23 protein-coding genes and 1 riboswitch are annotated in these 24,279 nt (G+C 33.8%); of the genes, 1 reads left to right on the top strand and 22 read right to left on the bottom strand.

Annotated features, from left to right (window positions below; genetic code table 11):
* The first annotated feature begins 45 nt into the window (after positions 1-45).
* Complete coding sequence (locus tag CWS01_RS02970; protein WP_101175562.1) at positions 46-297, top strand: hypothetical protein; 252 nt, start codon at positions 46-48, stop codon at positions 295-297.
* A gap of 104 nt (positions 298-401) precedes the next feature.
* Here the strand turns inward: CWS01_RS02970 and CWS01_RS02975 are convergent, their stop codons facing one another.
* The 22 genes from CWS01_RS02975 to CWS01_RS03080 all read right to left on the bottom strand — a co-directional run bounded on the left by CWS01_RS02975 (position 402) and on the right by CWS01_RS03080 (position 24,271).
* Complete coding sequence (locus CWS01_RS02975) at positions 402-959, bottom strand: RNA polymerase sigma factor (RefSeq protein WP_101175563.1); 558 nt, start codon at positions 957-959, stop codon at positions 402-404.
* 107 nt (positions 960-1,066) lie between these two features.
* The gene (locus tag CWS01_RS02980) at positions 1,067-2,395 is read right to left on the bottom strand and encodes a polysaccharide biosynthesis protein (protein ID WP_101175564.1); all 1,329 of its coding nucleotides are present in this window, start codon (positions 2,393-2,395) and stop codon (positions 1,067-1,069) included.
* Positions 2,396-2,634: 239 nt separating this feature from the next.
* On the bottom strand, positions 2,635-3,267 hold the full coding sequence (locus CWS01_RS02985) for a response regulator transcription factor (protein WP_101175565.1): 633 nt from the start codon (positions 3,265-3,267) through the stop codon (positions 2,635-2,637).
* A 3-nt stretch (positions 3,268-3,270) separates the two neighbouring features.
* Positions 3,271-4,308 carry a sensor histidine kinase gene (locus CWS01_RS02990; RefSeq protein ID WP_101175566.1) on the bottom strand — a complete coding sequence of 346 codons (1,038 nt, stop codon included), beginning with the start codon at positions 4,306-4,308 and terminating at the stop codon, positions 3,271-3,273.
* A complete protein-coding gene (gene liaF, locus CWS01_RS02995) occupies positions 4,305-5,039 on the bottom strand; it encodes a cell wall-active antibiotics response protein LiaF (RefSeq protein ID WP_101175567.1) in 735 nt (244 codons plus the stop codon). The genes CWS01_RS02990 and liaF overlap by 4 nt, the downstream gene beginning before the upstream one ends.
* A 430-nt stretch (positions 5,040-5,469) precedes the next feature.
* Positions 5,470-6,117: a PspA/IM30 family protein gene (locus CWS01_RS03000; RefSeq protein ID WP_101175568.1), complete on the bottom strand. Its 648-nt coding sequence runs from the start codon at positions 6,115-6,117 to the stop codon at positions 5,470-5,472.
* A 20-nt stretch (positions 6,118-6,137) separates the two neighbouring features.
* Positions 6,138-6,482, bottom strand: coding sequence for a lmo0954 family membrane protein (locus CWS01_RS03005; RefSeq protein WP_101175569.1), 345 nt, complete (start codon positions 6,480-6,482; stop codon positions 6,138-6,140).
* Positions 6,483-6,705: 223 nt separating this feature from the next.
* A complete protein-coding gene (locus CWS01_RS03010; protein ID WP_101175570.1) occupies positions 6,706-7,713 on the bottom strand; it encodes a ThiF family adenylyltransferase in 1,008 nt (335 codons plus the stop codon).
* Complete coding sequence (locus tag CWS01_RS03015; RefSeq protein WP_407938529.1) at positions 7,710-8,477, bottom strand: thiazole synthase; 768 nt, start codon at positions 8,475-8,477, stop codon at positions 7,710-7,712. The genes CWS01_RS03010 and CWS01_RS03015 overlap by 4 nt, the downstream gene beginning before the upstream one ends.
* A gap of 8 nt (positions 8,478-8,485) precedes the next feature.
* The gene (gene thiS, locus CWS01_RS03020) at positions 8,486-8,689 is read right to left on the bottom strand and encodes a sulfur carrier protein ThiS (protein ID WP_101175572.1); all 204 of its coding nucleotides are present in this window, start codon (positions 8,687-8,689) and stop codon (positions 8,486-8,488) included.
* Entirely contained in the window at positions 8,686-9,816 is a 1,131-nt protein-coding gene (gene thiO, locus CWS01_RS03025) for a glycine oxidase ThiO (RefSeq protein ID WP_101175573.1), read from the bottom strand. Before thiO ends, thiS begins: the two co-directional genes overlap by 4 nt.
* Positions 9,813-10,418 (bottom strand): thiamine phosphate synthase, encoded by a 606-nt coding sequence (locus CWS01_RS03030; RefSeq protein ID WP_235851960.1) that lies wholly within the window; start codon positions 10,416-10,418, stop codon positions 9,813-9,815. The genes thiO and CWS01_RS03030 overlap by 4 nt, the downstream gene beginning before the upstream one ends.
* Positions 10,419-10,623: 205 nt before the next feature.
* Positions 10,624-10,733, bottom strand: a riboswitch (TPP riboswitch).
* 136 nt (positions 10,734-10,869) lie between these two features.
* A complete protein-coding gene (locus CWS01_RS03035) occupies positions 10,870-12,069 on the bottom strand; it encodes a Ger(x)C family spore germination protein (RefSeq protein ID WP_101175574.1) in 1,200 nt (399 codons plus the stop codon).
* Positions 12,070-12,071: 2 nt separating this feature from the next.
* On the bottom strand, positions 12,072-13,658 hold the full coding sequence (locus CWS01_RS03040; RefSeq protein WP_101175575.1) for a spore germination protein: 1,587 nt from the start codon (positions 13,656-13,658) through the stop codon (positions 12,072-12,074).
* A complete protein-coding gene (locus CWS01_RS03045) occupies positions 13,655-14,773 on the bottom strand; it encodes a GerAB/ArcD/ProY family transporter (RefSeq protein ID WP_101175576.1) in 1,119 nt (372 codons plus the stop codon). The genes CWS01_RS03040 and CWS01_RS03045 overlap by 4 nt, the downstream gene beginning before the upstream one ends.
* A gap of 239 nt (positions 14,774-15,012) precedes the next feature.
* Positions 15,013-16,143, bottom strand: a complete 1,131-nt coding sequence (locus tag CWS01_RS03050) for a GerAB/ArcD/ProY family transporter (protein WP_101175577.1) — start codon at positions 16,141-16,143, stop codon at positions 15,013-15,015.
* A 175-nt stretch (positions 16,144-16,318) separates the two neighbouring features.
* Positions 16,319-16,555, bottom strand: a complete 237-nt coding sequence (locus tag CWS01_RS03055; RefSeq protein ID WP_101175578.1) for a hypothetical protein — start codon at positions 16,553-16,555, stop codon at positions 16,319-16,321.
* Between the two features lie 322 nt (positions 16,556-16,877).
* Complete coding sequence (locus tag CWS01_RS03060) at positions 16,878-18,038, bottom strand: DEAD/DEAH box helicase (protein WP_101175579.1); 1,161 nt, start codon at positions 18,036-18,038, stop codon at positions 16,878-16,880.
* A 312-nt stretch (positions 18,039-18,350) separates the two neighbouring features.
* Positions 18,351-19,049 carry a GTP pyrophosphokinase gene (locus CWS01_RS03065; protein WP_101175580.1) on the bottom strand — a complete coding sequence of 233 codons (699 nt, stop codon included), beginning with the start codon at positions 19,047-19,049 and terminating at the stop codon, positions 18,351-18,353.
* A 443-nt stretch (positions 19,050-19,492) separates the two neighbouring features.
* Entirely contained in the window at positions 19,493-21,316 is a 1,824-nt protein-coding gene (locus CWS01_RS03070) for an ABC transporter ATP-binding protein (RefSeq protein WP_101175581.1), read from the bottom strand.
* Complete coding sequence (locus CWS01_RS03075) at positions 21,301-23,037, bottom strand: ABC transporter ATP-binding protein (protein WP_101175582.1); 1,737 nt, start codon at positions 23,035-23,037, stop codon at positions 21,301-21,303. The genes CWS01_RS03070 and CWS01_RS03075 overlap by 16 nt, the downstream gene beginning before the upstream one ends.
* A 379-nt stretch (positions 23,038-23,416) precedes the next feature.
* Complete coding sequence (locus tag CWS01_RS03080; RefSeq protein WP_157827530.1) at positions 23,417-24,271, bottom strand: HAD family hydrolase; 855 nt, start codon at positions 24,269-24,271, stop codon at positions 23,417-23,419.
* Positions 24,272-24,279: the final 8 nt, after the last annotated feature.

Genomic DNA, 24,279 nt, shown 5'->3' on the forward strand with positions numbered 1-24,279 from the left:
AGTTTACGAAAACAGCCTAAAATAATAATTAGGAGGAATCATGTTATGGAAATGAAAAAAGGTTCCGTTCGTACTGCAGCTATTGTAGGGGCTGGCATTGGCAGTTTATTTATTTTCTCTCCTAGGGGCAAAGAAATGATAAATCGAATAAAAACAATGTTTCAATCTTCTTCTAATCAGAAAGACTTGCTTGTTAAAGCAGGAAACCCAGATCCAGAGGATATAGGAGATAATAATATGGTTAATGAAGGAGCCATGTATTCTGTAAATTACTATAATAAAAATATAGACAAGTAAAAGTTCTCTCTAATTGCTATACTCAATTCAGAAACAGGCATAAAACGATAAAAACCTTGGCAGATTTATACCCAACAATCCGCCAAGGTTTTTTTATGATTATCTTATATATTGACTAATTTACTTGCCATTTTCGGTTTTAATTTACCTTTTGCCCGTTTCATTCTTGTTTTTATAGTAGAAAGGGGAATTTTTGTTTTATCGCTAATTTCTACTAAAGTTTGATTATGATAGTAAAATAGCATAAGAGGTTCTTTATACATGGTTGGCAACTCCTCTAACGTATCTATCATCTCTTCTTTCGAACACTGATTTATTATTATTTCTTCAGGAGGTGGCATAGAATCAGCGCTATCGCGAACATATGTATAGACAGATTCTTCCCAAAACTTTTTCGTTCTTTTTTCTTTTCTCCAATGGTCCCTGCATTTATTAATGGCAATGGTGTACAGCCAGCTTTTTATTTTTTTATTATCTGTGGAATTAGGATAAGCAATATAGGCGGATATCAATACTTCTTGATAAATATCTTCTGCCAATTCTTTGTGTTTTACTAAAGAAAAAATATAGTGAAAAATTAATTTTCCGTATTCTTTTACAATTAACTCATATTTTAATGGCCAATTTTCATCACTAAAATCATTTTCGCATAAGGGGTTCATTCTTCCTTTTCCTCCTTCCCCTTCATAACGCCTTCACTAAATAAACGAACTTCCTTATTGAACCCCCTACAGTTTTATAAAAATTTTTAAAATTTATTATTCACCTGTCATTGCAGCCTATTATTAACAGGAGTGAGCCAAATGGAAAAGCCCATTTTTTTGCATATGGTCATATAATGCAAAACAGCTAGGATAACTGCACCTAAATTCATGCCGATTGCTATTCCCCCCATTTGCAACTGACTTAATGACCCAAGATAATAGATGGCAGCATAGGAAAAAACAGTAGACCAAATTGTGTGAAAAACAGCATCTTTTAACAAACCAAAACCAATTAAATAAGCTTGCATCGGAATAATAAAATAATGCAATAAAAAATATGGCCATAATAACTGAACAATAATAGCCGCCTGAGAAGAATGGAAAAATTTAGACGTTATTGGCTCTGCAAAAAAATAAAAAATACTTACCGCAATAATCCCATATACTGCAGTAATCCCCACTATTTGCTGCAGCAGCTTTTGCAATTTGCGATAATCTTTATTTGCATATTCTTTAGAAACAGTTGGAATTAACATCGTCATAAACGAGTGGGCAATAAAGGAAGGAAAAAAGCCAATGGTTAAAGCAATTCCTGCTAACATGCCAAAAAGTTCTGTTGCATTAGCAGCTGTAATTCCTGATGAAACAAGGGCTCCTTTAATTAAAAAAGGCTGGATAGCATGTGTTAAGGCGTGAAAAATCCGAAGCCCAGTCGTTGGCACTGAAACAGACAATAGATCCTTCCAGATAACCCTTCCCCCAAGGGAACTGTTTTTTCCTTTTTTCAAGCGCTGATATTGAAGAAAAAACATATGCATTAAATAGAGAAATACAACAATATCACTGCCAACTATTGTGCAAAATGCAATTAAAACAGAGGTATCTAAATCAAAGGAAAACCATTGAAATAAAAACACGAGCATTCCAAGTTGGACAATCTTCCGCAAAAAATTAGATGCTGCAATTTTTCCCATTTGCTGTTTTCCCATAAAATAACCTCGTGCAATGCTTGTAAATGAAATAATAGGAAGCATTAATAAGACAAGCCATTTTAAGATGGGGTGATAGGAATGAAATATAGGAACAAAAGGGATAATGACAGCAGCTAAAATCGTTAAAAAAATCGTAAAGATAATCGTCCATTTTATCACTTGATGCAGCATTGTTTGATGATATTCTGCATCTTTTTCTGCAATGAATTTTGAAATAGAAATAGGCAATTCAAAACTGGCCAATAATACGATTAAAAAGATTGTCGGCAAAACAGTCATAAATAAGCCTAGTCCTTTTTCCCCCAACTCTCTTGCCATTATCATATTGATCAAAAACTCCATGCACTCACCAAAAAATGCCGTTACAATTAATAACACCGTTCCTTTATAAAATGCCTTCATCGAATTCTCCCTTAACAGTACTTTTTCACGAATAAACAAAACACCAAACGATATTCGTAGTTTCAAATGCTTTTTATCATTTATATGAGACAAGTTATTAAAATATTTTTATATTTTTAAATAGACAGGGAGAATTCTTTTCTAATCAAACGTTTGATTAGAAAAATAATTAAAAAAACCTAAACAAATTTGATATTGTTTAGGCTAAAATGACTTTAAATTTTTTATTCTATTTTCAATTAGTCTACAAGAGAATGTTTAAATGCATAGATTACTGCTTGTGTTCTATCTTGCACTTCTAGTTTACTCAAAATATTGCTAACATGTGTTTTTACTGTTTTAATAGCAATAAATAGCTGATCAGCTATTTCCTGATTGCTTTTCCCTTCAGCCATTAGCAATAAGATTTCCATTTCTCTAGCTGTTAATTCTTCATGAAGCAGCACTTGTTTTTTTTGCCTCATCTTTATCATCATTTTGCCTGTTACTTCCGGCTCCAATACACTTTGTCCATGAAAAGTAGCTCTCACTGCATCTGCAATTTCACTCGCCTTTGAGGTTTTTAGCATATAGCTTGACGCACCTGCTTCAAGTGCAGGATACACTTTTTCATCATCGAGAAAACTTGTGACAATAATAATTTTTGCTTCTGGCCATTCTTCTATTATTTGTCTAGTTGCCTCTATGCCATCCATTTCTTGCATCACGAGATCCATTAATATAATATCTGGACGCAAACTTAAAGCTAATTCCACGGCTGTTCTTCCATTATCTGCTTCTCCTACTACCTCTATATCTGATTGTGCAGACAAGTAAGAGGACACGCCAATCCGCACCATTTCATGATCATCAACAAATAGAACTTTAATCAATCTTTATCTCTCCTTATTTGTCAGCAGCGGCACTTTCGCTTCTAAGCGAGTTCCCTTTTGCGCTAAACTGATAATCTTTAACTTCCCGCCAATCTCAGCTGCCCTCTCATACATATTTTGCAGCCCATATGATCCTGCTTTGCGCTTCTCTACATTAAATCCAATGCCATCATCTACTATGCGCATAATAATAAATGCTTCTCTTTTCATTAGCCGTACTTCTAACTTTTTTGCTTTAGCATGACGTAATGTATTGGAAACGGATTCTTGAAGAATTCGAAACAAATGATCTTCCATTCCTTTATCAAGTTGAAATTCCTCTAATTCCCATGATATGTCTAATGTAACCTTTTGTAGCAATTCTGATAAAAGCTCAATAATTCCTTCTTTTAATGTTTTCCCATTAAGAGCCGCTGGTCGCAAGTGAAGCAATAATGCCCTCATCTCTGTCTGTGATTGATGAATGGTTTCTTCTACTAACTCTAATTGTTTTGTTTCTCTATTATCAGATTTTGGTCTTGTTTCATTTATAGCCGATAATAACATCGACGCTGCAAACAATTGCTGACTAACAGAATCATGAAGTTCTCTCGCCAATCGATTGCGTTCTTGGGTAATAATCGTTTGTACTCTTACTTCTTGATTTTCCGCCTGTTCATTAACAAGCCTTTGTGATAATTTTGTTTGCTCCATTAATTGTATTTGTAAACTTTTTATTTTTTTTGCCAAACCACTTATTTCTTCTAAAGAATTAGATATAGAATGATCTTTTTTGGAATTTTCATCAAAAAGATCAAAAGATGTTTCCAAAGCATCTATTTGTTTTTTCCAAGAATACCCTGTCATTACTCCAAAAATAATTCCAATCGCAATTGCAGCCGTTGTGACAAATAATAAAAATGGAATTCCCATTAATTCTTTATCCCATAATTGTATCCAATTTTCCGGGGGAAAAACGACCATATAGCTTCCAGATATAAAAAGGAGAAAAACTAATGATGCGCCAACTCCCCAAACAATTTGCCTTTGGACAATGCTCATATTCTTTTCACCTCTAAATTGCCTGTAGCAAAACTGGTGAAAATTTTCACCCTTGTTTCAGCTGAGTCAAATGTCGATTGTCTTATTTGGATATTTCTATTTATTACATGACTTTCTTGCTCTCCAAATATATTATAAGATCCAAATAAGACAGAATGATGAACACTTGCTTCTATATCATAGGGAACATATATCTTCACATTTCCAACCATATTTTTAATAAAAATAACCGTTTCTCCTGCTGGAAGCACAGTATAGCTTAAATCAATTGCCGTATCTGATATTCCAGCTTGTATATTTATATCATTCCACTCATAGACATGATCTGGCGTTTCATTGTGCTGAAACAGTTGATTTTGGAAAAAGGGCTTTTTAATTACTATTTCGGATGTATCCGTTGATTCTTTTTTTTCTTTTATTATCGGCATGATTGATTCAGAAGCCTTATTTTTTTTAAGATAGATAATAATATAATAAAGCACAATACTTATTACTAAAAACTTAAATGTAAACATATTAAAAACACTTATCAGCAGTATAAATAACCCCATCCAAAAAAGCAGCTTCCCCATTTTTCTTTTTTGCCCTTGTCTAGAAAAATAAATCATTCCAATAGAAGCAAGCAAAGAAAATATAATGCCTGGATTAAAGACAAATACTTCTAACAACAGGAGAATTCCCCCGATTAAGATGACCCAATTGGCATAATTATCTTTTAGTCTTTGAAACAATCGAGTTCCTCCGTTCCCTTATTTATTTCGGTTGCTCTGAATAGACAAAAATAATTTTTAGTCTATTCAGAGTAATCGAAAATAACTGTTTTTGTTCATTAAATATAATACTATTACGATAAAGTAAAACTTCAATCAGTGGGGGTTTTCTTCATCCCCACTGATTGTTAGTTGAACCAATCAGGCTTTTATGGGCAGTTATCCCCCACCTAGATTTCTCGTTTTCTCTTACAATCCCTTAGGTGGGGATTTTACTGCCCGTTAATGCATGATACAATTCAAAAAAGCGTATAATTTCTACGCCTCTAAGTGTCTAAAAAGTTGGTACGAAGAAATTAGGCTGATGAAAACATTTAACTTTTTTAGGGATAACCTTTTTTCATCAGCCTGTGAACCATAACTACTGCTTCTTTTTTAGCATACCATTTTTTCAAGAAGAAAGTGAATTTTCTTCCTTCTTCATCTTATTCTCTAGTTCAGCAATTTTCTCATCCATTGTATATTTGTAATACGACGTATTGATATTTTGCTCGATTGTTTCAATAAACTTTTCTATATCATGAAAAGAAGATTTCGTATACTCTTCCATCTTTTTTTCGTCTAATACTTTTTCCATTCTTGTATGGGCACGAGTAATATTTTCTTTGCCCATCAATTCTAAACGTCTAATATGCATATCTTTTAATTTATGTGTCATTTCCATATATTTTATTTCTAGTTCATTTTGCTGCTTTTCCGTAATGGCTAGTGATTCTCTTAAGCGCTCAGCTCTATTAGAATAATGCGTATATTCCACTAAAGCAAATTGCTTTAACTCTTCTTCTCCAGCTTTTTCTGCAATTACTGCTTGTTGTTTTCTCTTTTCAGCAATTTCTTCTGCCTGCTTTAGCTCTTTTTGAAACTCTTCCTTTAATTTAAGTTGGCGCTCTACTAATTGTTTCACTTTTTCTGTTTCTTTTTCACAATCTCTTAGATATTGATTAAGCAACCCAATCGGATTTTTATTTTCTTTTTTATCAAGAATTTCATTCATATCTGCTAATACTGTATTTTTAATTCGGTTAAAAAAGTTGTTCATTTTTTATTCCCTCTTTCTCTTTATTGTTTATTTAATTCATTCCATTGGTTTTCAAAGTTAGTGAATGGATCATTTTTTTTTGTTTTAGCACTAGTTGAGCCGTTCCATTTTTTATATACAAGATAAAGAACATACGCTGCAGCTACCCCAATGATGGCAGGAAGATTACTTGCTGTTACTGTTAGCATAATAAGCCCTGCAATTCCCCATACTACTTTTTCCCATGTTACTGTACTTTTTACAAATTGCTTAAATACAAGATAGAGAACAGCTGCACTTATCGCTAAACCAATAATTGGTCCAAGCTGTGATAATAAAATTATTGCAGCAATACCTCCTACGATTAATAAACCAAATTTTTTCATCTCAATCGCTCCTTTCTTATCTACTATGTTAACTTTCTTAAGTATTTTCCATAACGTGCTTCCGCTTGATTTTTTTCTAAGACTTAAGGCTGAGGATAACTACTACCACAGTAGACTTTAATCAGCGAGGAGTCAGATGACCTGCTTACTGTAATACATAGAAATCCCCTTGCCTAAAAAGCAAGGGGATTTCTTTTAATCATCTATTAAATTATTTTATATTTTATCCTAATAATCTATTATATATTTTTCTTGCACTACTAGACTCATCCGTTCCATGAATAATGGCACGACCATCTTGAAAGAGAATAACCCGATACTCTTCATATTGAAAAGAAAGTAAATATGGATTTGCTGTCATGTTAGAAACAAGGTTTTTCCATTGTTGAGATAGATATTGTAAATCTAATGCTTTAGGTGCTGGCGGTCTAATATGGACAGCATCCCTCCCACATAAAATATCTGCTTTTGTTTGTCTTTCCATAGACAAATAGGGAAAAGTTGCTTTTTCTGCACATGTTGGACATTTCTTATTTTTTAATTTTAATACATCAATCTCAGCATGTTCCATTTTCCAAATATCAAATGAACGAAGCATTGGCTTTACTGGGTGGTCTGTCATAATTTGCATGGCTTGTGATACTTGCATGGCTGCTGTCCACTGAACAATTGGGCTAATGATGCCAGTTGTATCACACGTAATATTATTCATTGGGATATGATCTATCAAACAGTGTAGACAAGGTGTTTGATTTGACATGACAGAATACGTTAATCCATAGCTGGACACACACGCTCCAAAAATAAATGGTATATCATGTTTAATAGCTGCATCATTGATTACTAATCTTGTCTCAAAATTATCGGTTGCATCCATAATAATAGATACGCCTTCCAACATCCTCTCCACATTTTCAAAACTGATATCAGCAACTATTCCTTTTATTGTGATACCGCTGTTTATCTTTTTCAATCTATTTTCAGCAGCAATTGCTTTAGGGAGTTTAAGCTTTGCATCTTCTTCTGTATATAAAAGCTGTCTATGCAAATTGCTGGATTCCACATAATCACGGTCAACAATAGTAATCGCTCCTATGCCTGCTCTAACAAGCAGTTCTGCGATAGAAGACCCCAGTGCTCCTGCACCGAAAATGATGGCATGATTATTTTCTAAGTTGTTTTGCCCAGCACTCCCAAGGAACAGCTCTTGTTTGAAATAACGATTGGTCAAGATGTGATCATTCCTGTCAATGGACTGCTTGCTACTCCATAATTTTTTTCCTTGATTCTGCCTGCCTCATAACCAAGTCTTCCTGCTTCAATGGCTAATTTCATCGCCAATGCCATTTTCACTGGATCATTTGCATTCGATACCGCGGTATTTAAAAGTACACCATCTGCTCCAAGCTCCATTGCATATGCAGCATCTTTTGGTGAACCAATGCCTGCATCAACAATAACAGGAACAGAACTCTGATCGATGATAAACTGTAGGTTTAATGGATTGATAATACCTTTTCCCGAACCAATAGGGGAAGCACCTGGCATAATCCCATGTACACCTAATTCTTCTAATCGTCTAGCCAATACAACATCATCCGAAGTATATGGCAACACAATAAATCCCTCTTCTAATAGCATTTCAGATGCTTTTAATGTTTCTACTGGATCAGGCAATAGCGATTTATCACAGCCAATTACTTCTACCTTAATCATATCGCATAAACCAGAACTTTTAGCTAACTTTGCGATTCTTACCGCTTCTTCTGCTGTTTTTGCACCCGCTGTATTTGGCAAAAGCGTATAGCGGCTTAAATCTAATTGCTCTAAAAAGTTAGGCTGTGACTGTTCAAATATATTCATTCTGCGAACAGCAAAAGTCAGTATTTCACTACCAGATACTGCAACTGCTTCTTTTTGGACCTCAAATGATGGATATTTGCCTGTTCCTAAAAGTAATCTTGATTGAAATGTACGATTTGCAATTTTCAGCATTTCCATTTTCATCCTCCTCCTACAAAATGAATAAGTTCAACAGCATCTCCATCTTTCAAATCTTGAATAGAATACTGTTCCTTTTGGATAATATCTTTATTTATTTCTACAATAACGATCCGATTCTGCAACTCAAAAAATGCTAATAAATCTGCTACTGTTTCTATATGATCTGTCAGCTCTTGCGATTTTCCATTTAACTGAATAATCAAAGTTTCACCTCCTCTAATTCAGTACTTTTGCTTATGCTTCGTTCAACTTTAAAAGCCTCTATCCATTTTTTATCAACAGGATTTCCAAGCAATAAATCTCGCACCATTTTTCCTGTAGCCGGTGCTAATAAAATTCCGTTTCTTTGATGACCAGCAGCAAAATATATCCCTTTCATTTCGGGATGCTCCCCGATAAATGGATTTCCATCAAACGTCTGTGGCCTAAGTCCAGCCCAACAATTAGTCATTTTCATATCTTTTATCGCTGGAATCATTTCTTTTGCCTTTTTAATCACACTTTCTATACCCTCAAGAGTCGGCTTTTCGTTCCAGTCATTCCATTTTTTAGTGGCACCAATAATAAGTTGACCATTATTTCTTGGAACAATGTAATGCTGGTCATGGAAAATCGAGTGCTTTAATGGTATTTCCTCATTCATTGCAGCAATACATTCTCCTTTTACAGGAATAATCCGATTAGTTAATCCCATATTCTGAAAAAAATAATTACTCCAGACTCCACTAGCGATAACTACTTGAGCAGCCGTAAAATCTCCTCTAGAAGTTTTAATCTTATATTGGCTGTCTTGCTTTGTTATTTCTGATACATTTGTATATTCAAAGATTTCTGCTCCGAGCGTTTGAGCACCTGTACTAAATCCGTTGCATACCGCAATTGGGGTAACATGTACATCCTCTTTTAGAAACGCTGCACCTATTATGCTTGTTGTAAGAGTAGACACTTTTTCTTTTGCTTCTTCTCTATTAAGCCATTCAATCGCTGGTAGCTTGTAAATGGATGCCATCTCTTCTTTTTCTGATGCAGAAAAAGCCAACTTTAAAAGCCCACCTCTTTTCATTTCAAAGTCGATTCCAGTCAACTCTTTTATTTCGTCATATAGCTCTTGATATAAAAGTTGACTGCTTCTTGCAAAAGGGTATAACTGCTTAAACTCCTTATACTCTGAATGAGCCCCTAACATTCCTGCTGCTGCACCCGTTGATTTGCCGCCAATACTCTGACTCTCTAATACTGCAACACTTGTATTTTCTTTCGCAAGATAGTAACCAATGGCACATCCTATTATTCCACCGCCTACTATAACAATATCAAAGTGCTGTTTCACAACCTCCAACACCTTTCATTTAATTTTTTTACAGATTCTAAAGGATTAGATGAGGAAAATATTGCTGACATAATCGCAACTCCATCTGCTCCTAAATCTGCTAATTGTTCCACACGGTCTTCTGTAATTCCACCAATGACAAAAATAGGAATAGATAGTTGCTTTTTTATTTTCTTAATGGACTGCAGTTCAATAGGCGGTTTCCCTTTTTTACTATTTGTTTGAAAACAATGTCCATATAAAACATAATCTGCTTTATTTTTTTGTGCTATTTGTGCCTCTTCCTGACTATGTACAGACACACCTGCAAAATACTGGGAATTAAGTTTCTTCACTTGCTCCACAGGCAGTCCATTTCCAGGCAGATGAACATTCTTAATATTTAAAAGAGTAGCGACATCTATACGATCATTTATAATTAATTTTTCTTTTGCTACCCCTTCATCTATTAATCGCTTACCTAGTGTATATACTTCATTTGCTGTTCTGCTTTTTTCTCTAATTTGTATATAATCTACATATTCGTGTATTTTTAAAATAATTGACATCAAATTCTCCATGCTATGCTGATTATCGGTAACAGCCATTAATTTGATCTTCATCTCCTCCTCTTCAGAAAAGTAAATTTTAGAACTATTAAAATAACAAGATAAAGTGAAACTTCAATCAGTGAGGTCGAAAAAACATTAAATAGGGATAAAATTCCCCATAAAAAAACCACTTTCCTGTTCAAAGGAAAGTGGTTGTAAATTACAATACATAAACATTTATACATACATTATGATTATTACATTAATGCACAGATAAATAAAATATATTCCACTTTCCTACGCAGGTACGAACCTGTTCAGGTTTTGAGGGTTTAAAAGTAGCTACTTTTTTCTCAGCCCTTATCAAGGGATCCCCTAGTGATACTTAATATTATGATGAATTTACCCATATCTTAACATATACAAATATTTTTTCAATAACAGCACGTCTTTTTTTTTATATAAATTTTCCAAATATTTTTGCAGAATATCTTTTTCAGTATAGTCATTCTTAGAAAAAAAATTAACGTTCTTCTTTTGTTTTTGTCAAAAAGCTTTCTGTTCGTATTCCTGATCTTCTAATCGTAATATCATAATCCACCTTAACTTTCGCTTCTGCAAAATAGTTATTCCAATTATCTTTCACCTTCATAAATTGTTGATTATGTTGCCGTCTAAATATCTCTCCAAAACCAAAAATATCTGACCCAAATTCTTTTTGAGCTTTTTGTATCGTATTTTTTATTTCTTTTGCTGCTGTTGTGTTTACCAATTTCTCATACTTTCTATAAGTTTTGACGCTATCCACTGTTTTATAGCATTGTGTTCCCTCTAAAAGCCCCTCTGATTTTATCTTTACATGAATATCAGGTTTTCCATTTTCCCACTTAACATCTACATTGGTATTGGACTGCAAAATCCGTATAGCACTATATTGATCACCTTCACAATGTATGTTAATTGCCGTTTGTTTCAGCTGATTAGTAATCCATAAATAACTTCTTGTAGCTTCTAGATCCATAAATCCTTTTAGTTTGTCTCCTTTGAATACACCTAATGATTCTATTTCGACTATAGCATCTGGCACTACTTTTGTTATATTCTCCATGGTTCTACCTTTTTCGGGATCTCCGTTCACTTTCACTGCTGCTAATACAGCAGATTTTCCCTCTAAAGTTAAATCAGAAATAAAATCATTAATCCGTACACCAGGATCCCCCCCCCACTCGCCTAAAAGATTATCGACTTGAGGAGAAATTTTCAATGAGGAAGCCTTTTTAAATGGATAAGTTATTTTTAATATATCCTCCGCTTTTCCTTTTGCGATCAGAATTTTAAAATCATCCCGCAATTCTCTATTTCTTTCTACATAATCAAGAAAATCAAGCATTCCTAATTTTGCTGCTTCTTCACTTATGACAAGAACTTTCATATGGGAATAAATAAGACTTTGTGGTAAATATCGATTAAATTGATGAGTGATTTCTGCTAAAGAATCTCCTTCAATACTTTCCACAGTGGAAGGAGCATTTCCACTCGCTGTTTGACTATTTAACTCAATAGCATTTAATCCTTCTACTGTTATTTTATATTTCGCATCCTCCCCTAAATCTACTGCCATACCTGCTACAAGTTGAACCTCTGATAACTCTTTGCGATCCCAGCACCCACATAATAATAGACAGCTTGAAATAATTAAAAGAAGCAAAAATTTTCTTCTCAACTTTACTTCCCGCCTTCCGGTTGTGGAGGTGAAGGAGAATCCGTTTTTTTCTGTTTTTTTGTTTCGTTAGTGCTTAAGTAAGATGGACGTTTATTAATAGACCATAATGGAAAACGGATAAATACATCCTTTTGATCTTCTACAACAAATGGTGCAACTGGTGCCAAATATGGCACACCAAAAGAACGCAGGGAGCTTAAATGTGCCACCATAAAAACAAGTACAAGCAAAACACCATATAGACCTAAAATAGATGCTACAATAATAAGAATGAACCGAATCAAACGAGAAGCATTTGCAAAGCTATAATTTGGAAAAACAAAGTTTGCAATCGCTGTTATTGCGACAATAATAACCATAATATTGGAGATGATCCCCGCTTCTGCTGCTGCCTGGCCAATAACTAATGCACCCACAATAGAAACTGTCTGGCCTACTGCCCGAGGCATTCTCACCCCTGCTTCCCGCAAAATTTCAAAAGTAATCTCCATGATAAAAACCTCTACAACTGCCGGAAATGGAACCCCTTCTCGCTGTGCAATGATGCTTAATAATAAAGTAGTCGGCAAAAGCTCTGGGTGAAAAGTTAAAACTCCAACGTAGGCGGATGGCATTAACAATCCAATCATAAAGGAAATATATCTAATTAATCGAACAAAACTGCTCATCACATAATTTTGATAATAATCTTCTGCAGACGTAAAAAAATCTGTTAACACAACAGGGACTAATAAAACAAAAGGTGTTCCATCTGTAATAATGACGATTTTTCCATCCATTAAATTGGAAGCGACTGAATCAGGGCGTTCTGTATTCATCGCCAAAGGAAAAACTGTAGCCGTTTTATCGATAATCATTTCTTCAATATTAGAGGATTCGAAAATAGCAGCGATATTAATGCTTTTTAAACGTTTTCGCACTTCGGCCAAAATTTTATCATTAACAATTGCATTCATATATCCCATATAAACAGTTGTTCTTGACTCATTGCCGATCATAAACTTTTCAAAGTGAAGATTATGATTTTTTATTCTCTTCCTAATTAAATTAAGATTAACCGATGCATCTTCCACAAAAGCATCCTTTGGTCCCCTTACAACTGTTTGTGTCGTCGGTTCTGCAACTGTACGCCCTTCGCTGTTGATATAGCTTAAACTTAATGCGGCAGGAATCCCTTCAAAAACAATAATGACTCTACCATCCAATATACCTGAAACAATATCATCAAGTGTTTTAATGATTTCATATCCTGATACCCCAAAGCTTCTTTTGCTTAGCTCTTTGAGGTCATCAACTGTAGTAATTTTCACCTCATTTTCTACTGGACTTTCTAGTGTTTTTCCTAGCATTTCTTTTAAAAAATCAGTATTCACAACGGATTCTAAATACACAATCATTACATTGCTTTTGCCAACTTTTGCTTCATCCACTTGTAAATCTGCAGTATGCCCAAAACTATGCAATAGTTCTGATTTTAATTCAAGAACAGACAGCTTTGCTAAGTCTATCTTTTTTGCCTTATCAGGTGATGTACTAGTGGGAATTTCCTTTTTGCTATTGATAGCAAGCAGCCTTTTTAAGTAGTTCATGCATTCATCTCCTTATGGGAGCTTCGTTCCTTTTTCCATTTTTTAAATAGTAATATTCCCAAAATAAAGACAGGTATTCCATATTCCATCGGCAAGTGAAGCAAATATTTACTAACAAGTATTCCTTCAGTAATATGATCAGAAAAATCGGTAGAAATAAAAATAGAAAACATACTTATAATACATGCTACTGGAATAGAAAAATAACGAAATGGAACTTTAAACATATATTCCAATCCCTTTAGTCCCCCATACATAAACACTGAGCTTTTAATCAAAATTCCTAGCATCATCATAAATACAACAATTGCATCAATTCTCTCAATAAACTCTCCTATACTGACTAGCCTTGTAGCACTTAATAAAGGAAAATTCGATCTTAAAGCTGTATTTTCTCCTAGAGTTACGATAATCAAAAAAACAGAGGTTGCTAAAATTATGCTAGCGATCACTACCCCCATTAAACAAACTAGTTTGCTGTATTTAAAATCCGTTATAGTAGAAAAAATCACAGTGAACGCAACTAGTTCCCCGTACGGAAATACTGCTACAGATGGGATAACTGCATGTGCAATAACACTAGGCTTGCTTGCTAATATAGGTTCTATATTAAATAGTTGAATATTTCCTCCAGCATATAAAAGGATAAATAAACTAACCATAAAAGCAAAAGTATACGGCGTAAATATTTCTGATGTTCTTCCTAGCACTTCTATGCCCATATAAAGGATATAGCCGATTAAAAGCATTAGTGTTAGTATAACTATTTCTGTTGGCGTTAGCGGCAATATAGCAGAGGAAATCAGTTCTCCAAAATCTCGAATAACCCGACAAGATACATAGATAAAATATGCAACATAAAGAGCAGAAAAACAAATAGCAATAGGTCTTTTAAAGCAGTACTCAAATATTTCAAATAAATTCTTATCTGGAAGCAAGGAATTTATTTGAAAATAAAACAACATAACTATTAATCCAATGACCATTCCGATTAAAACAACAATCCACGCATCACGTTTCGCTTCTAAACCAACTCCAATTACGATAGAACTACCAAGGAGAAAATTGATGATTAGCGTCAGTAACTGAGTTAATGATATTTTTTCTGTTAGCACGGCTCTCAACACCTTGTATCAAAATAATATAGACAATTTTTATCCCGCATTAACGGGCAATATGCCTCCACCTAAGGAATTCTAAGAGGAAATGAAAAATCTCGGTAGGCAGAAGCTTGCCCGTAAAAGCCGATATAAAGTACACAGACTAAGGACGCCACGTCCTGTGGCAACATCTGTGTGACCCATACCCTATAGGCCTCAGGATACGAACCCCCACTGATTGTAGTTTCACCTTATTACATATTTTTTTTGGTAATTGAAGAACTATATTTTGTTTTTTTACTTTTCCACGTTTTTAACAACAGCACACAGACTAATAAAACAGGAACGATAAATTGAAGCGGCACATGTAATAAAAATGGATTGCTCAACAAGCCTTCTTGTAAATGATCTGTATAATTACGACCAATAAATATAGAAAACATAGCTACTGTGCACGAAATTGGAATAGAAAAATAGCGAAATGGCAATTTAAATACATACTCTAAACCTTTTATTCCAGCATATATATAAACGCAGCTTTTTACTAAACTTCCCAGCATCATAGAAAAAACGACGATAGCATCTATTCTCTGTATGAATTCCCCGATAGAAACCAGCCTTGCAGCACTTAACAGGGGAAAGTTAGAACGCAATGCGATGCCCTCTCCTAAAGATAAAATAATCAAAAGAGAGGACATAAGCAATAACATACTGCCCATGGAAATACTAAATATAACAACCCTCCTGCCTATTTGAATATTGCTTACATTGCAAAAAACACATAAAAATACTAATATTTGCCCATAGGGCCGTACTAGCTCATATGGAAAAATAGTTTTCCATATTGGCTTCAGGCCCTCTCCTAGAATTGGTTTCATGTTAGAAACATCAATATTTTGATTCACGTATAAAAATATAAACAGCAAGAGTGTGAATATAATCCCATATGGAGTAAATATCTCCGATGTCCTTGCCAATACTTCAATTCCTAAATATAGGATATAACCCATTAAAAGAACTAATAAAAGTATGGTGACTTCAATCGGAGTTAATGGCAATACTGCGGTTGCAATCAACTCACCAAAATCCCTTATAATGCGACAAGCATAATAAATAAAATAACAAGCATACAAAAGGGATAAGATGATTGCAATTTTGCGCTTAAAACAGTACTCGAATATCTCATATAAATTTTTCCCAGGAAGTAATATAGCAATATAATAGTAAAAGGCAACTATGAATATGCCGATCATCATTGAAATTACTATAACAATCCAGGCATCTTCTTTTGCATTTAATCCTAATCCAATAACAACGGAGCTTCCTATTTGAAAATTAAATAAAAGGGCTGCTAACTGACTTAAAGAAATATTTTCTTTTGACATACTTTTCACATTACCTTTCTTCATAGACAGCTATAAGGTTTAACTAACAATCGAACTTTTATGAGAATTTTTTATCCACCTAAATTCTCATAGTCCTTCTTGATAGAAGGACTCGCTGTCCAAAATAAGCCAAATTGAACAATCTTATCCTATAAAATAAATAGGTCTATTCTATTTAATTTCCAGTTTGTTTCGACTGTTTTTTGCTTTTTCTCAAACGAATATCCACTATAACTGACCAAAGAAAACCAAAAATTGCTGTAATGACAATGGTAATTGCTCCTGCTCCGACTTCTGCACTGTAAATATTTTTTAGACAATACATAAAGCCTTTATGATATACAAACATATCTAAAGAAATTGTAAGTACACTTAACATTCCTATTATTAGCATATAAGCAAACGTAACCATCCTTATTCTCCTAAAACCATTTATTTTCTTTTCATATCTTGTGAAATTTCTCCAACTTTATGCTAATTTTCTTATAAAAGAAAATTTTTCTCTTTATTTCATAGCTATGTTAACGCTTATTATTGATTCTTATAATTTGTTTATTGGAGCGGATATGTGAGAAGAGCGCGTCAAAGGGATACCCTTAAGCGGTTCGGAGCTCTCGGACGGTCCGCGGAAGCGAACTCCTCTCGCTGCAATCAACAGGCAAGTTTAACAGAGCTTATTTCATAAAAAAATCCCCCTTAGAAAATTATTCCAAGGAGGATTTAACAAATTCATCTTATTTTCTTTTTGCTATTTTTTGAGATGAAAAATCTACTATTTTCCCATCATAAAATACTTTTTTAGCTAAAGGGATATTCAGCTCTTTTGCAAACTGCTTCAATTCTCTTTCTTCACGTTCTGTCACTATATTTATCACTGTGCCCTGTGCACCAAATCTGCCAGTTCTGCCTGAACGGTGAATATATTGAGTTATATCATTTGCCAAATCATAATGTACAACATGTGTAATATTTTGAATATCAAGGCCCCTCGCTGCTACATCTGTTGCTAATAATACATTGGTTTTCCCTTTGCGAAAACCATTAACGGATTTCGAGCGTTCCATTTTGTTTAAATCACTATGAAGCATGCTTGTTTGAATATTTTTATAAGCCAATTTTTCATGGATTACAGTTAAATTGCCTATATCTTTAACAAATACAAGTATCTTGCTGTTTTCTAGTCGTGAAATTTTTTCCATTACTTTTATTTTATCCCGATATTCTGCCTGAAAATAAACATGATCCACGATTGCAGCTTTAATCGTTTCATCCTTTTTTACTCGAATGATTTCTGCATTTTTTGTTAACTCATTCGCCAGATTTTCTGTTTCCTTTGTTAAAGTCGCAGAGAACAGTACTACTTGACGATCTAATAATGTTGCTTTTACAATTTGTTTTACTGTCCCAATATGTTCAGCAACTAGCAGCTGGTCTGCTTCATCCAATACAATCATTTTGACTTCATGCATTTTTAGCTTTTTCTGCTTCATTAACTCAAGCGCTCTTCCTGGGGTGCATATTGCTATATGAGGATGCTTTTTCAACTTCTCTAGCTGCCTTTTAACATTGGCTCCTCCAATAAAAGAAGCTGACCTAATTCCACTGGCTTCTCCCCATTTTTGGATTTCACCCAAAATTTGCATAACAAGCTCTTGAGAAGACGCTAGTATAATTGCTTGCATACTTTTCTCTTCAGCATTTATTTTATTTAATAGCGGCAATAAATAAGCTAATGTTTTTCCTGTTCCAGTTGGCGATTCCGCAATTACATCCTTTCCTTCTAAAAGATAGGGAATCGTCTGTTCCTGAATTGATGTACCTCTTTCAAACTTTGCTTTCTGCCAATTCTCTTGTATAAATGGTTTTAAATTATTCCAAAATGGTTGATCCTTCATTGATATCTCCTTATATGTGATGTATAAATTATAACCATCACTTCTTTTTACAGCATAAACTGAAACTACAATCAGTGGGGCTTACTGCCCTTTGATGCAGAATAAAATATATTATCTTATTATAAATTATTATCCTAAAAATTAAAACGTAATCTATTATGTTTATCGTTTTAAGATTTACAGCCACATAAAGTGAAACTTTAATCAGTGGGGGTTTTACTGCCCGTTAATGCGTGATAAATAATGAAAAAAAAAATGAAAGATAGAAAAGAAGACTCTTTTTACCTTTCACTTTTAATCTGCTCTATTATATTAAATCAATGGATTATCCTTGCCGACAGTTTGATAAATATCTACCCTGTCTTTAATTCTTTTCATTTTAAGATCTAATTCATGTGCTGCATCTGCTGCTTCTTTTAATTCCACTAGCAAATGTTCTGGCACACCGTCATCAAATTTATAATAAATCTTATGTTCCAAACTTGCCCAAAAATCCATTGCAATTGTGCGAATTTGCACTTCTACCGAAACTTCCTCCACTCCGTTGCTTAAAAAAACAGGAATTTTAATGATTAAGTGGAGACTTTTGTAGCCATTTGGTTTTGGATTTTTAATGTAATCCTTTACTTTAATAATCTTAATATCACTTTGCCCTTTTAGCATATGATAAATATCATAAATATTGGATACAAAGGAGCAAGTAATTCTTACACCTGCTATATCATGAATATGCTTTTTCGCATTATCAATGTTTATCTCCAACCCTTTTCTCTGCAACTTTAGCATAATTCCTTTTGGGTCTTTAATTCGTGACTTGATATGTTCTATCGGATTGTGATTATGAATAAATTGAAATTCTTCATTTAAAATTTTTAGCTTCGTATTAATTTCTTCTAGGGCAAATCGATAGATAATTAAACCATTTTTCCAACCAATTAGTTCATTGGAGAGTTTATCTAGGTTAACGTTATTCTCCGCTGCGTATGATTTAATTTGATTAAAACTTTCCATTTCTTTAGTAAGTCTCCTTTGGGCTTCTGCAGACTTTTTCCGCATTCACTCCCATTTTTTTTAGGAATTCTATTATTTGATCAATTGTTTTCAATTTTAATCACCTCTAGTTAGAAAAATCCTATCTCCATGCTACTAACCAGACAACAACTTTATCTGGAAATAATATATACGATACGAAAAACTCTATATCTATATTAACGAAAAATGACCAATCAGTCAAATAATGTTTCTAATTAACTATTACAGGTCAGAAAAATCTCACGCTAATATTTTGATAAATATTAGTATCTATTTTCTGTTCTCCTCTTATCTAATTGCTACAAGTCGCTTCCCTTTTTTCCTTCTATTTGATATAAAGTGAAACTTCAATCAGGCTTTTATGGGCAGTTATCCCCCACCTAGATTTCTCGTTTTCTCTTACCATCCCTTAGGTGAGGGTTTTACTGCCCGTTAATGCGTGATAAATTCAAATCATAATAGAAGCCTTTTTGTTTCAATAATTGCTCATGTGAACCTTCTTCAATAATACTTCCATTTTTCATGACTAAGATTTTATCCGCATTTCTAATGGTATTTAAACGATGGGCAACAACGAAACAAGTTCTTCCAGCCATTAAACGATCTAGTGCCTCTTGAATTTTTAATTCTGTGACTGTATCAATACTGCTGGTTGCTTCATCTAATACAAGAATAGCCGGATCAGCTAACATTGCCCTAGCAATAGAGAGAAGCTGCTTTTGGCCTTGGCTAATACCATTTCCGTCCGTTCTAAGAATCGTATCATAGCCATTTTCCAGCTTTAAAATAAAATGATGTGCATTCGCCATTTTTGCTGCTTCTATTATGTTTTCATCTTCTGCTGAAAGTCGTCCATATCGAATATTATCTCGTACCGTTCCTTCGAACAAATAAGTATCTTGAAGGACAAATCCTATATGGGAACGCAAACTATCACGTTTAATCGTTGAAATATCCTTTCCGTCTATTTCAATTAAACCTTCCGTTATATCATAAAATCTTGTAATTAATTGAATAACTGTTGTTTTTCCAGCCCCTGTTGGCCCCACAAGTGCCAAAGTTTCACCAGGATTTACTGTAAAAGAAATAGCATCTAGTATTAATGCCGTATCACTATAAGCAAAAGATACATTTTTAAACTTAATTTCTCCTTTAATTGATTGAATGTTCCTTGCAGCTTTTTCATCCATTGCTTCTTGTTGTTCGTCCAAAATTTCGAAAACACGGTCTGCGCCAGCAATAGCGGATAACAGTGTATTAAACTGATTAGACAAATCATTCAAAGGTCTAGTAAATTGCCTAGAATATTCAACAAAAATAACAATAATGCCAATTGTTATAGCGTTTGATTTTAAAATAATTAATCCACCGATGCCTACTATTAAAGCAAAGCTTATATTATTTAGCATATTCATTACTTTTGGTATGTATCCAGAGTAAACTTGAGCCCAATATCCCGTATTTTTGTAAGCTATATTTTTTTCATTCAGCTCTTCTATCATCTTCTCTTCTAAAGAAAAAGTTTTAACGATAGATTGACCAGAAATCGTTTCTTCAATAAATCCATTTAGTTCTCCTAAATATTTTTGTTGCTGTTTAAATAACGGTCCTGTTCTTTTGGTGATCCATTTCATGCACAAAAACATAAAAGGAATAATCATAAAAGTTAATAAGGTTAAAAGAGGACTTAACCATAACATAATAGATACAGTACCTATTAAAGTTAAGATACTAGAGCATATTTGAATAATAGAACTATTTAGGGTCGAACTAATATTTTCCATATCGTTTGTAATTCTGCTCATTAATTCTCCTTGCTGGCGTTTATCGAAGAAGCTTATCGGAAGTTTGTGCAATTGTTCAAATAAATCTGCTCGAAGTTTATATACTGTCGTTTGAGAGATACCAATTATCCAATAATTTTGCAAAAATAAAGAGACCGAGTAGAATAAATAGATAATTCCTAAGACTAAAAGCATGAATCCAAACTTATCTGCTTGCTGGTTTACAATATAAGCATCAATTGCTTTTCCCAGTAAAAACGGTCCTAACAATCCTAGAGCACAGCTAACGGCAACGAGGATTAATACGATCAACAGCATTACTTTCCCGTCTCCCATATATGTCCAGACTCTGGAAAGGGTGAGGGCAATACTTTCTGGCTTTTTTCCTATCTCTCCGCTTTTTTTAACCGGTATTATCTTTATTTTAGGATAGTGAAATGGATCTGTTAGGGCTTTAAACATGTTTGTTCTTCCCCTTTCTCCCTTTGCGATAGCACTATTTTTTGATAAAGGGCGCTTGTTTTTTGAACATTTTCAGGTGTATCAAAAACAAGAAGTTTTCCAGCATCAATTAACATTATCTTATCAGCTTTTTGTGCTGTTGATATTTTTTGGGTAATAAGAAAAATGGTACAGTTATATGCAGTTAATGCTTGAAGAAGCTGTCTTTCTGTTTTTATATCTAAAGCGCTAGTGCTATCATCCATTAGAAGAATTTTTGGGTTCCTTACAAGTGCTCTCGCAATCGCAATCCTTTGTTTTTGTCCACCGGAAAGATTAGCGCCTTTTTGGCCAATTTTCGTTTCATACTTATCTGGCAGAAGCATAATAGTGTCATGAATTTGCGCATCCTTTGCCGCTTTTACTACTTCTTCAAAGGAACCTTTTGGATTGCCCCACAAAATATTTTCTTTTATTGTCCCTGTAAATAGCAAAGATTGTTGGGGAACATAGCCTATTTGTTTTCTCAGACTTTCTAATGAATAGTAATCAATTTCCTGATTATCTATGTATATCTGTCCTTCTGTTGGTTCGAAAAGGCGTGGGATTAAATAAAAGAGCGAACTCTTGCCAGATCCAGTTGCACCTAATACTGCGATTAGTTCTTTTTCTTGGATGGTAAAGGTTAAATGGTTTAGGACATTAAATTGAGAAGTGGGGTAGCGGAATGATACATTTTCAAAAGAAATTTTCCCATTCAGCAATTGTTGTTCTCCATCAGCACTTTTCTCATCATCCTTGCTTTCCTGCTCAAACACTTCATTTAAGCGCGTTGTAGATGCTTTTAAACGAGAGATGACCATAATTAGCATCGTAATAACTGACAAAGAAGAAGTGATTCTTAATGAGTAGTTTATGATGGCTACTACTTTGCCAACTTGTATTGCTCCATTGTTTATTTGTATAGAACCGAACCAGAGTATAAAAAGAATGGACATATTCATTAAAAATAAAACAAGAGGCACTGTTATTTCCATCAGCCTTAATGCGGTTTCCGTATTCTTCTTTAAGCTATTGCTTGCATGTAAAAAACGATTTTTTTCGTATTGATGCCGTACATACGCTCGAATTAATCGCATAGCTGTTAAATTTTCCAGCATGACACTATTAACACGATCTAACCTTTCTTGCACAAGCTTAAATAATTTACTTCCTTTATTAATAACGTAAAGAAACATAAAAATAATGACTGGAATCGTGACAGCAAGTATAAGTCCAAGTTTTACATCAACAATTAATGACATTACAATACCGCCAATGATTAACAACGGGGCTCGAAGCAAAAATCTTAAACTCATAAAAATAGTGTTTTGCACTTGAGTAATATCATTAGTTAGTCTTGTTATGAGAGAGGAAGTAGCAAACATACTGCTTGTTGCATTTGTAAAATATTGTATTACTTTATATAGATCTTTGCGTAGACTGTATCCAAAGCTTTGACTAACATGTGCAGAATAAAAAGTATTAATCATACCTGCTGCAAATGCAAGCAAAGACATACCTACCAAGATGCCTCCCCAAATAAGAACAGTATGTATATCTTCCTTCAGCAAACCCTCATCAATAATCTTCGCCATAATAAGCGGTTGAACTAGTTCCACTGCTAATTCGGTAAACATAAGAAAAAGCGCAATTGCAATAGCAACCCAATATGCAGAAAGTCTTCCAAATATCCTTGCCATATTCTCCTCCTAAAAAATCCACTCATAATAGTTAGAATTATTTAGCAACACTAAATATTATGTTAATAATACCTTTCTTTTGCATAGATAATCAACTAAATCAGCAGATTATTTTATGCAACAAAATAATCAATTTTTGTTTTGCAAGAGATTTTTTTGTCGAATCATATACAAGAAAACTTTTTTGAAATTTTTATATATTTTACATTTAAGTAAATAATTCTCTTTTTTCTTTTTACACTGCCATTGATATATAAAAAGGGCCTGTTCTTATTAAAAAGATCAGACCCTTAATGTTTTAAATATAATATTTTTCAGACAAATGTTTTTGTTTTTATGTCTTTTTTTCTTTTCGTTCATTATTTCAAAGTAATATTCATTATTTATCCAACTTAAACTTATTGGATAAATAATAATAAAGACCATTTTCCTTATAAGAAAAATCAGTTTGTTCATCAACATATTCTTTTACAGAATTTGGAGCATTTTTCATAGCAACCGCATAACCAACACGCTTTAAAAGAGGCAAATCATTTTCACCATCTCCGACTGCAAGCACTTCTTCAAACGAGAGATTGTATCTTTCTAACAGATACTCTACCCCTGTTGCTTTATTGATGTTTTCCGCCATTATCTCTACATTATTTTCTGTAGAAGATGAAGATGAGAAACCGTGCTGCAGCTTTAATTTTTCCAAAAAAGATATCCAGCTTTTTATTTTTCCTTTATCTGTATGAAAGAAGTAGATCTTGCTGATATTGTTTGGATGAAGTTCCCTTTTCCAATCGATATGTTCTTCTATTGCTGACTTTCTAGAGAGCCACTCATTTTCCTCAACCGACGATGGACGTTCACCCTTTATCATGTGCAAAATCATCCCTTGATCTTCCTTCAACACATAACGATTTCCGACTGCTGGGTGGATTTCATAATAAAGATTTCTTTTTTGAACTTCCTCCATTAGCCCCTCAACTAAACTAGGCTCCAAGGAATGCTGAAATAATTGCTCTTTTTCTACAAAAGCTGCCATTCCATTAGAAGTGACGAACCCATCCACTTCAAACTCTTCCGGAACAACATTTTCTATTTCCAGCAATGTTCTTCCTGTCGCAATAAATATCTTTAATCCCTCTTGTCGCAAGCGTCTTAAATATCGATGCAATTCCTCGCTGACTTTGCTTTCTTCATTCAGCATCGTACCATCCATATCTAAAATAATTGCTTTAATATTCATAATTGACT

Origin of the sequence: Niallia nealsonii (assembly GCF_002835805.1) — a bacterium.
Lineage (GTDB): Bacteria > Bacillota > Bacilli > Bacillales > Cytobacillaceae > Niallia > Niallia nealsonii.

Coding starts and splice junctions, on each gene's coding strand:
- CWS01_RS02970 (WP_101175562.1), top strand. CDS start 46: ATGGAAATGAAAAAAGGTTCCGTTCGTACTGCAGCTATTGTAGGGGCT.
- CWS01_RS02975 (WP_101175563.1), bottom strand. CDS start 959: ATGAACCCCTTATGCGAAAATGATTTTAGTGATGAAAATTGGCCATTA.
- CWS01_RS02980 (WP_101175564.1), bottom strand. CDS start 2,395: ATGAAGGCATTTTATAAAGGAACGGTGTTATTAATTGTAACGGCATTT.
- CWS01_RS02990 (WP_101175566.1), bottom strand. CDS start 4,308: ATGAGCATTGTCCAAAGGCAAATTGTTTGGGGAGTTGGCGCATCATTA.
- CWS01_RS03000 (WP_101175568.1), bottom strand. CDS start 6,117: ATGAACAACTTTTTTAACCGAATTAAAAATACAGTATTAGCAGATATG.
- CWS01_RS03005 (WP_101175569.1), bottom strand. CDS start 6,482: ATGAAAAAATTTGGTTTATTAATCGTAGGAGGTATTGCTGCAATAATT.
- CWS01_RS03015 (WP_407938529.1), bottom strand. CDS start 8,477: ATGCTGAAAATTGCAAATCGTACATTTCAATCAAGATTACTTTTAGGA.
- CWS01_RS03030 (WP_235851960.1), bottom strand. CDS start 10,418: ATGAAGATCAAATTAATGGCTGTTACCGATAATCAGCATAGCATGGAG.
- CWS01_RS03040 (WP_101175575.1), bottom strand. CDS start 13,658: ATGAACTACTTAAAAAGGCTGCTTGCTATCAATAGCAAAAAGGAAATT.
- CWS01_RS03050 (WP_101175577.1), bottom strand. CDS start 16,143: ATGTCAAAAGAAAATATTTCTTTAAGTCAGTTAGCAGCCCTTTTATTT.
- CWS01_RS03055 (WP_101175578.1), bottom strand. CDS start 16,555: ATGGTTACGTTTGCTTATATGCTAATAATAGGAATGTTAAGTGTACTT.
- CWS01_RS03060 (WP_101175579.1), bottom strand. CDS start 18,038: ATGAAGGATCAACCATTTTGGAATAATTTAAAACCATTTATACAAGAG.
- CWS01_RS03065 (WP_101175580.1), bottom strand. CDS start 19,049: ATGGAAAGTTTTAATCAAATTAAATCATACGCAGCGGAGAATAACGTT.
- CWS01_RS03070 (WP_101175581.1), bottom strand. CDS start 21,316: ATGTTTAAAGCCCTAACAGATCCATTTCACTATCCTAAAATAAAGATA.
- CWS01_RS03075 (WP_101175582.1), bottom strand. CDS start 23,037: ATGGCAAGGATATTTGGAAGACTTTCTGCATATTGGGTTGCTATTGCA.
- CWS01_RS03080 (WP_157827530.1), bottom strand. CDS start 24,271: ATGAATATTAAAGCAATTATTTTAGATATGGATGGTACGATGCTGAAT.